Genomic DNA, 9,705 nt, shown 5'->3' on the forward strand with positions numbered 1-9,705 from the left:
GCTGTGGGCCTGACGCGTGTTGTGCAGAAGTGTAGTGGCGTGGCGGGAGGCGCATTACGCCGCCGCGGAAGGATCACCCGGACGAGAAACTCCATTTTGTACGGGGTCCAGTGCGGAAGTCCCGTGGCGGTGCCCCCCGGCCGGGGGGCACCGCCACGGGACCCGGAGGTCACGCCTCCTCGTTCACCCACGACATGAGCTTGCGCAGCTCCTTGCCGGTGGTCTCCAGCAGGTGCTCGGAGTCCTGCTGCTTGTACTCGTTGTACTTCTTCAGACCGCCGTGGTACTCGTCCATCCAGTTCTTGGCGAAGGTGCCGTCCTGGATCTCGGCGAGGACCTTCTTCATCTCGGCCTTGGTGGCGTCCGTGATGATGCGCGGACCGGTGACGTAGTCGCCCCACTCGGCGGTCTCGGAGACCGACCAGCGCATCTTCTCCAGGCCGCCCTCGTACATGAGGTCCACGATCAGCTTCAGCTCGTGCAGGCACTCGAAGTAGGCGATCTCCGGCTGGTAGCCGGCCTCGGTCAGGGTCTCGAAGCCCGCCTTGACCAGGGCCGCGGTGCCACCGCACAGCACCGCCTGCTCGCCGAAGAGGTCGGTCTCGGTCTCCTCGGTGAAGGTGGTCTTGATGACGCCGGCGCGGGTGCCGCCGATGCCCTTCGCGTACGACAGGGCCAGCGCGAAGGCGTTGCCGGAGGCGTCCTGCTCGACGGCCGCGATGCACGGCACGCCGCGGCCCTCCTCGTACTGGCGGCGGACCAGGTGGCCCGGGCCCTTCGGGGCGACCATGGCGACGTCGACGCCGGCCGGGGGCTTGATGAAGCCGAAGCGGATGTTGAAACCGTGGCCGAAGAACAGCGCGTCGCCGTCCTTCAGGTTCGGGGCGATGGACTCCTCGTAGACCTGGGCCTGGATCGGGTCCGGGACGAGGATCATGATGACGTCGGCCTCGGCGGCGGCCTCGGCCGGGGTCACCACGCGCAGGCCCTGCTCCTCGGCCTTGGCCTTGGACTTCGAGCCCTCGTGCAGACCGACACGCACGTCCACACCGGAGTCACGCAGCGACAGGGCGTGGGCGTGGCCCTGGCTGCCGTAGCCGATGACCGCGACCTTGCGGCCCTGGATGATGGACAGGTCGGCGTCGGCGTCGTAGAACAGCTCGGCCACTTTGGGTTCTCTCCTTGTGTGCAGGTGGTGCGTCCCACCGTATGACGGCGGGCGGGAAGGAAGTTCGGGGGTCTCGGCATACGGGCGGCCGTGCTTCGCCGACCGCCCGTTCTCAGTCTTACGCCGTCCGGTCGAGAGCGCGCAGCGACCGGTCCGTGATCGAACGGGCACCGCGGCCGATCGCGATCGTGCCGGACTGAACCAGCTCCTTGATGCCGTACGGCTCCAGCATCTTGAGCATGGCGGACAGCTTGTCGCTGGAACCGGTGGCCTCGATGGTCACGGCCTCCGGGGAGACGTCGACGGTCTTGGCGCGGAAGAGCTGGACGATCTCCACGATCTGGGAGCGGGTCTCGTTGTCGGCGCGGACCTTCACCAGAACGAGTTCGCGCTGCACGGCCTGTCCGGGCTCCAGCTCGACGATCTTGAGCACGTTGACGAGCTTGTTGAGCTGCTTGGTCACCTGCTCCAGCGGCAGGTCCTCGACGTTCACCACGATGGTGATGCGGGAGATGTCGGGGTGCTCGGTGACGCCGACCGCGAGCGAGTCGATGTTGAAACCGCGCCGGGAGAACAGGGCGGCGATCCGGGCGAGGATGCCCGGCGTGTTCTCCACCAGGACGGAGAGCGTGTGCTTGGACATGGTGTTCTGCTCTTCCTCGCTCAGTCGTCTTCGTTGTCGCCGAAATCGGGGCGGACGTCCCGGGCGGCCATGATCTCGTCGTTGGAGGTGCCGGCGGCGACCATCGGCCAGACCATCGCGTCCTCGTGGACGATGAAGTCGACGACGACCGGGCGGTCGTTGATGGAGTTGGCCTCCTGGATGACCTTGTCGAGGTCCTCCGGCCGCTCGCAGCGCAGGCCCACGCAGCCCATCGCCTCGGACAGCTTCACGAAGTCCGGCACCCGCGTGCCCCGGGCCTCCGGGTTGATGTCGTCCGGGCCGCTGTGCAGCACGGTGTTGGAGTAGCGCTGGTTGTAGAACAGGGTCTGCCACTGGCGGACCATCCCGAGGGCGCCGTTGTTGATGATGGCGACCTTGATCGGGATGTTGTTCAGGGCGCAGGTGGTCAGCTCCTGATTGGTCATCTGGAAGCAGCCGTCGCCGTCGATCGCCCAGACCGTCTGCTCCGGCTGTCCGGCCTTGGCGCCCATCGCGGCCGGGACCGCGTAGCCCATCGTCCCGGCACCGCCGGAGTTCAGCCAGGTGGCGGGCTTGTCGTACTGGATGAAGTGCGCGGCCCACATCTGGTGCTGGCCGACGCCCGCCGCGAAGATCGTGCCCTCGGGGGCCAGCTCGCCGATGCGCTCGATGACCTGCTGCGGGGAGAGCGAGCCGTCGTCCGGCAGGTCGTAGCCGAGCGGGTAGGTCTCGCGCCACCGGTTCAGGTCGCTCCACCAGGCGGTGTAGTCGCCCTGGTGGCCCTCGCTGTGCTCCTTCTGCACGGCCTGGACCAGGTCGGCGATGACCTCGCGGGCGTCACCGACGATCGGCACGTCCGCGGCGCGGTTCTTGCCGATCTCCGCCGGGTCGATGTCCGCGTGGACGATCTTGGCGTAGGGGGCGAAGCTGTCCAGCTTGCCGGTGACCCGGTCGTCGAAGCGGGCGCCGAGGGCCACGATCAGGTCGGCCTTCTGCAGCGCGGTGACCGCGGCGACACTGCCGTGCATGCCGGGCATGCCCAGGTGCAGCGGGTGGCTGTCGGGGAACGCGCCCAGCGCCATCAGGGTGGTGGTGACGGGCGCGCCGGTCAGCTCGGCGAGGACCTTCAGCTCGGCCGTGGCCTGCGCCTTGAGGACGCCGCCGCCGACGTAGAGGACGGGCCGCCGGGCCGCGGTGATGAGCTTCGCGGCCTCGCGGATCTGCTTGGCGTGCGGCTTGGTCACCGGGCGGTAGCCGGGCAGGTCCATCACCGGCGGCCAGGAGAAGGTGGTCTTCGCCTGGAGCGCGTCCTTGGCGATGTCGACCAGGACCGGGCCGGGGCGGCCGGTGGAGGCGATGTGGAAGGCCTGCGCGATGATCCGCGGGATGTCCTCGGCCTTGGTGACCAGGAAGTTGTGCTTGGTGATCGGCATGGTGATGCCGACGATGTCCGCCTCCTGGAAGGCGTCCGTGCCGATCGCCTTGGAGGCCACCTGCCCGGTGATCGCCACGAGCGGCACCGAGTCCATGTGGGCGTCCGCGATCGGGGTGACCAGGTTGGTGGCGCCGGGACCGCTGGTCGCCATGCAGACGCCGACCTTGCCGGTGGCCTGCGCGTATCCGGTGGCCGCGTGGCCGGCGCCCTGCTCGTGCCGGACCAGGACGTGCCGCACCCGGGTGGAGTCCATCAGCGGGTCGTACGCCGGGAGGATCGCGCCGCCGGGAATGCCGAATACCGTGTCCGCGCCGACCTCCTCGAGGGAGCGGATGAGGGACTGCGCACCCGTGACGTGCTCGACGGGGGCGGACTGCTGTCCTCCGGAACGGGGCCGCGGCTGCGGATGGTGGGCCCCGGTGGCCTGCTCGGTCATCGGCATTCTCTTCTCGATGCTGAGGGTTTTTGCGAGGTTCGGGCGGAGTTCACGCGCTGCACGAGAGTCACTCGTGCAACAAAAAACCCCTCGTGCCGCAAGGCAAGCGAGGGGAGCGCGCCGGTGAGGTCGCTGGGGATTCCGGATCGTCCTCCGGTGGGTCCCAGCTCAGCCGACGCGCTGTCCAAGTACGAGAATTCGGGTGCGCATGGCACTGACCCTCCCCCCGGCACGCACCACGTGTCAAGTGGGTGGGACGGGCGTCTCAGAATGTGAACGAAGGGCACTGCCGCCTCCGAAGACAGCGGGTACACCCCCTGTGTACACCCTCTGCGCTTCCCTCACCCCGTCCATGGCTCGTTCACCTCCGGGGCCCTCCCGTCGGCGTCGAGACCGCGACCGTGCTCAGCCCTTCGGACCTCCGCGCGCTCTCCACACCGACGCGTCCCTGCGGTTCGCTCGCCGCGCCCGCGAACGCCGGTTCGGCCGGGGCGTGCGGCACCGGGAAGTGGCCGGATCCGAGCGCCCGGCGCAGCCGGTACTCGTCCAGCGGACCGGCGAACGCCATGCCCTGCCCGTGGGTGCAGCCCATCGCGCGCAGTGCGACCACCTGCTCGGGCAGATCCACCCCCTCGGCGACCGACTGGAGCCCGAGGTCGCCGGCGATCCGCAGCAGACCGCTGGTGATCTTGTGCAGCCGCGCGGACTCGACCACGCCCTCGACCAGGCTGCGGTCGAGCTTGAGGATGTCCACGGGCAGCCGCCTGAGGGCCGTGATGGCCGCGTAGCCGCTGCCGAAGCCGTCCAGCGCGATCCGCACCCCGAGCCGGCTGAGCGCGGTCAGCCGCCGTTCCAGTTCGTCCAGCGGGACCCGGGGGTCGGTGTCGGACAGCTCGATGACCAGCGCCCCGGGCGGCAGCCCGTGCCGGGTCAGCAGCGCCTCCACCGAGCCGAGCGGCATGGAGCGGTCCAGCAGCCGCCGGGCGCTCATCCGGACCGCCACCGGTACGACGAGCCCGGTCGCCGCCCGCTCGGCCGCCTGCTCCACGGCCTGCTCCAGGATCCAGCGCTCCAGCTCGGCGGTCTTGTCGCCGTCCTCGGCCACCCGCAGGAACTCGGCCGGGGTGAACAGCACACCCTGCGAGGAGCGCCAGCGCGCCTGCGCGGAGACCGCCGTGATCCGGCCGTTCTGCAGGCCCACCACGGGCTGGTGCAGCAGGGCGAACTCGCCGTCGTGCAACGCGGCGCGCAGCCGCGTGGCCAGTTCGGCCTTGCGGACGACGTCCTGCTGCATCTGCGGTTTGTACAGCTCGACCCGGCCCTTTCCGGCCGACTTCGCGCGGTACATCGCCAGGTCGGCGTTGCGCAGCAACTCGCCCGCGCCCAGGCCCGGCTCGGCGAAGGCCACGCCGATGGAGGCGTTGACCCGGACGTCGTTGCCGTCGATGGCGTAGGGCTGGGAGAGGGTCACCCTGAGGCGGTCGGCGAGTTCCAGTATGTTCCGCTCCCGGGCCGCGCGGTCCCGGGTGCCGTCCCCGACGATCAGGGCCGCGAACTCGTCACCGCCCAGCCGGGACGCGGTGTCGCCCTGCCGGACCGCGTCCTGGAGTCTGCGGGCGGCCTGGATCAGCAGCTCGTCCCCGGCCTGGTGGCCGATCGTGTCGTTGACCGCCTTGAAGCCGTCGAGGTCGATGAAGAGCACCGCCGTACCGCGCAGGGCGGCGCCCCGGTCGGTGGCGCGGCGGCCGGACAGGGCCTGCTGGACGCGCTTGGTGAACAGCGCGCGGTTGGGCAGGTCGGTCAGCGGGTCGTGCTCGGCGTTGTGCTGCAACTGCGCCTGGAGGCGCACTCGCTCGGTCACGTCCCGGCTGTTGAAGATCAGTCCGCCGTGGTGCCGGTTGACGGTCGACTCGACGTTGAGCCAGCCGCCGTCGCCGGAGCGGAACCGGCACTCGATGCGCGTGGTGGGCTCCTCCAGCGGGCTGGCGGCGAGGAAGCGGCGCACCTCGTGCACCACACAGCCCAGGTCCTCCGGGTGGATGAGCCCGGCCAGCTCGGTGCCCACCAGCTCCTCGGCGGGCCGGCCGTACACCCCGGCGGCGGCCGGCGAGACGTACCGGAGGATGCCGTTGGGCGCGGCGATCATGATGACGTCGCTGGAGCCCTGCACCAGGGAGCGGAAGTGGTTCTCCTTCTGGGCCAGTTCCTGGGTGAGGGTGATGTTGTCCAGCAGCATGATGCCCTGCCGGATGACGAGCGCCAGCACCACGGCACCCGCGGTGATCAGCACTACGTGATCGGGCCTGCGGCCGTTGAGCACGTTGTACAGGATGCCCAGGGTGCACACGGCTGCGGCGAGGTACGGGGTGAGCGCCGCCAGGGAGCCGGTGAGCGGGCGGCCGGTCGGGTACCGGCCGAGCTCGCCGCCCGGCGCGGGCAGCAGCGGCGGGTGGTGGCCCGTGCTCCGCTGGCCCGGCACGTGCTCGTGGACCACGCGCGTGTGCCCGTCCGTCGCGCGTGCCTCCTGCGCGCTCCCGCGCCGGGGGGCGGCCCAGGGGGCGTAGGCGAGCAGCAGCGAACCGGCGAACCAGCCGGCGTCCAGCAGCTGCCCGGAGCGGTAGCTGCTGTGCAGCAGCGGCGAGGTGAACAGGGCGTCGCACATCACGGTCAGCGCCAGCGCGCCGATCGCGGTGTTCACCGCCGTGCGGTTGCCCGGGGCGCGGCGGAAGTGCAGCGCCAGGACCATGCTGACGAGCGCGATGTCGAGCAGCGGGTACGCCAGCGACAGCGCGGTGTGCGCCACGCTCGACCCGTCGATGCGGGCCGCCTGGGCGAGCGCGAGGCTCCAGGAGAGGGTGAGCAGCGAGCCGCCGATCAGCCAGGCGTCCAGGCCCAGGCAGATCCAGCCCGCCCGGGTCACCGGCCGCTTGGCGAGCACGAGCAGGCCCACGATGGCGGGCGGCGCGAAGCACAGGAAGAACACGTCGGCGGAGCTGGGGCTGGGCACGGTCCGGCCCAGCACCACCTCGTACCAGCCCCAGACCGCGTTGCCCAGCGCGGCCATGGTCGAGGAGAGCGCGAACAGCAGCCAGGCCGAGCGGAAGCGCACGCGCCGGCTGCGGGCGTACAGGAAGCAGGAGACGGCGGCGGTGCCCGCCGCGGCGCTCAGGCCGAAGTCGCCCATGATCAGCGCGACTTCGTCGGTGCCCCAGTCGAACGCGGCGCCGACGGCGTAGGCCGCGCAGATCAGGGCGAGGACGAGTTGCTCCGCCAGCCGGCCGCGGTCGTCGGCGGCCGGCCGGCGGGGCGGCGGCGCCTCGTGCGGGTGCGGTGCGCGCACCGCTCCGTCGAGGGTGGTCGTCACCGAGGGCGGGGCGCTCACCGGGGCCTCCCGGTGCGCGACGCTCCCGGGTCCCGCCGGTCCCGGTGCGCCGGGTGCGCATACCGGCGACGGGCGCTGGTCCTGCGCTGGTGGTGACTCGTGTGACTGGTGTGGTGGCCGCGCCTGCGCGCGGCCGTGCGCCAGGGTCGCCGTCGGCGGCTCCGCCGCGTCGGATCGTTCGTCCATAGGCCGTGCATCGCCCGTCGCCCCCCTCACAAATCTGAAATGTCCATCCCCGGCGCCGAACGGTCAGCGGCGCAGCCCCTGTCGGGACGATACACCAGTATCGTCACTCAGGGACATAGCTTCTCTACGCTCCGTGACGACCAGCGGGTATGCGGGTACAGGCCGCGCCCGAAAGGTTGCGGAGGGTGCCGGAAACGGCCTAGCGCCCGTTTGCTCCCGCCGTTTCGGGTCCGGTCGTAAGGATCACGTTCCGCAGCGGCTGTCGGTTCACGTACCGGGTCAACTGGTCGGCGAGCAGCCGCTTGGCGCGCGGCAGGAAGGCCGAGGAGGGCCCGCCGACATGCGGGCTGATCAGCACGCCGGGCGCCTGCCACAAGGGATGGCCGGGAGGCAGCGGCTCGGGGTCCGTCACGTCCAGGGCGGCGGTGATCCGCCCCCGCTCCAGCTCGTCGAGGAGCGCCTTGGTGTCCACGACGGCTCCGCGCGCGACGTTCACGAGCAGCGCGCCGTCCTTCATCCGGGCCAGGAAGTCGGCGTCGACGAGCCCCTGGGTGGCCTCCGTGAGGGGGGTGCAGAGGATCACGACATCCGCGTGCGGAAGCAGTGAGCGCACATCGGTGATCGGGTGCACGGGACCGCGCGCCGTAGTGCGCTGGGAGCGCGCGACGCGCGCCACCCGCGCCACTTCGAAGGGCACGAGCCGGTCCTCGATGGCGGCGCCGATGGCCCCGTACCCGACGATCAGGACGTTCTTGTCGGCGAGAGCGGGGCGGAAACCGCCCGCCCAGCGCTCCTGCTGCTGGTCGCGGACGAACTGCGGGATGCCGCGCAGCGCGGCCAGGGTCAGGGTGAGCGCCAGCTCGGCGGTGCTCGTCTCGTGCACCCCGCGCGCGTTGCACAGCCGTACGCCCGGCGGGATCACCGCCAGCTGTGCGGTGATGTCGTCCACGCCGGCCGTGAGCGTCTGGATCACCCGGACGTTCGTCAGGTGCTCCAGCGGTCCCACCCGGACCGACAGCCGCTTCATGTACGGCACCACGTACACGGCGCACTCCGCGGGGTCGCCGGGAAACGGCTGGTCGCCGTCGTCCCCGCCGTCCCAGAACAGGTACCGGGGCCCCGCGGGCAGCCCCTCGATCTCCTCGGGCGGAAGGGGAAGCCAGACGTCTGAAGTCATGCGAGGAGGCTATGGCAGGCACGTGTGCGCGCAGAGGTTAGGTTGGGGTCCGGGCAGAGGGAGGTTCACGAGCAGGTGGAGCGCAGGACGATCGGCGCGGGGGGACTCGCGGTGGGGGCCGTCGGACTCGGGTGCATGCCGATGAGCTGGGCGTACAGCGGATCGCGGCAGCGGGGTGACGAGTCGCTCAGAACCGTGCACCGGGCGCTGGACGCGGGCTCGGACCTCCTGGACACCGCGGACATGTACGGCCCGTTCACCAACGAGCTGCTGCTGGGCCGGGTGCTCAAGGAGCGGCGCCGGGAGGCCTTCGTGTCCACGAAGGTGGGGCTGCTGGTGGGCGAGCAGCACATCGTGGCCAACGGCCGCCCCGGCTATGTGCGGCGGGCCTGCGACGCCTCGCTGCGCCGGCTCCAGACGGACGTGATCGACCTGTACCAGCTGCACCGCGCCGATCCCGAGGTGCCCGTGGAGGAGACCTGGGGCGCGATGGCGGACCTGGTGCGGGCCGGGAAGGTGCGCGCGCTGGGGCTGTGCGCGGTCGGCGCGCGCGGCGGTCGCCGCTCGGGTGCCGGGCTGTACGACGCGACGCTGCGCCAGTTGCAGCGGGTGCAGCAGGTGTTCCCGGTGAGCGCGGTGCAGGCGGAGCTGTCGGTGTGGTCGCCGGAGGCGCTGCGGACGCTGCTGCCGTGGTGCGAGGCGCGGGGGGTGGGGTTCCTGGCGGCGATGCCGCTGGGCAACGGCTTCCTGACCGGCACGCTGACGCCGGGCGAGGGGTTCGAACCGGACGACGTGCGCGCCCGGCATCCGCGGTTCACCGCCGAGATGATGGCGGCCAACCAGCCGATCGTCGCGGGCCTGCGGCGCATCGCCCGCCGGCACGGCGAGGACGTCACCCCGGCCCAGGTGGCGCTGGCCTGGGTGCTGGCGCAGGGCCGCCATGTGATCGCGCTGCCGGGCACCAAGCGGGAGCGGTGGGCCGCCGAGAACGCGGCGGCGGCCGGGCTGCGGCTGACCGCGGCGGACCTGGCGGAGGTGTCCCGGCTGCCGGCCGCCCAGGGGTCGTGGGACTGAGGTTCGCGCCATCGGTCGCCGGGGACCGGGAACCCGGGAGGGCGCGACGGGGTGGGCGGCGGTCGGGTATGAGTGGGAGAGCGTGCCGCAGGCCCGCCGCCCGCGGACCGCTGCCACGGGGTTGCCGCCTGGAAGGGACCATGATCGTGCGACGTCGAGCTGTACCGGCCGTGCTGGCCGCGACCGCCCTGCTGCTGACGGCCG

Annotated in this window: 5 protein-coding genes and 1 pseudogene; 1 reads left to right on the forward strand and 5 read right to left on the reverse strand. The window is 71.5% G+C overall.

All coding sequences use genetic code 11. The features are described 5' to 3' along the window. Positions 1 to 169 precede the first annotated feature (169 nt). From ilvC to CCN44_RS28670, 5 genes and pseudogenes are all read right to left on the reverse strand, one after another. Positions 170 to 1,168, reverse strand: a complete 999-nt coding sequence (gene ilvC / locus CCN44_RS28650; RefSeq protein WP_059252752.1) for a ketol-acid reductoisomerase — start codon at positions 1,166 to 1,168, stop codon at positions 170 to 172. Between the two features lie 118 nt (positions 1,169 to 1,286). Beyond that, positions 1,287 to 1,811, reverse strand: coding sequence for an acetolactate synthase small subunit (gene ilvN, locus CCN44_RS28655; RefSeq protein ID WP_030793132.1), 525 nt, complete (start codon positions 1,809 to 1,811; stop codon positions 1,287 to 1,289). Between the two features lie 20 nt (positions 1,812 to 1,831). Next, positions 1,832 to 3,682 carry an acetolactate synthase large subunit gene (locus tag CCN44_RS28660; protein ID WP_189397047.1) on the reverse strand — a complete coding sequence of 617 codons (1,851 nt, stop codon included), beginning with the start codon at positions 3,680 to 3,682 and terminating at the stop codon, positions 1,832 to 1,834. 243 nt (positions 3,683 to 3,925) lie between these two features. After that, a pseudogene (locus tag CCN44_RS28665) lies at positions 3,926 to 7,064 on the reverse strand (putative bifunctional diguanylate cyclase/phosphodiesterase). 385 nt (positions 7,065 to 7,449) lie between these two features. After that, complete coding sequence (locus CCN44_RS28670) at positions 7,450 to 8,427, reverse strand: 2-hydroxyacid dehydrogenase (protein ID WP_059252749.1); 978 nt, start codon at positions 8,425 to 8,427, stop codon at positions 7,450 to 7,452. A 75-nt stretch (positions 8,428 to 8,502) separates the two neighbouring features. On the opposite strand from CCN44_RS28670, the gene CCN44_RS28675 reads away from it, so the two are divergent. Further along, entirely contained in the window at positions 8,503 to 9,501 is a 999-nt protein-coding gene (locus CCN44_RS28675; RefSeq protein ID WP_086700726.1) for an aldo/keto reductase, read from the forward strand. Positions 9,502 to 9,705 lie beyond the last annotated feature (204 nt).

The organism is Streptomyces tricolor, from assembly GCF_002155905.1.
Lineage (GTDB): Bacteria > Actinomycetota > Actinomycetes > Streptomycetales > Streptomycetaceae > Streptomyces > Streptomyces tricolor.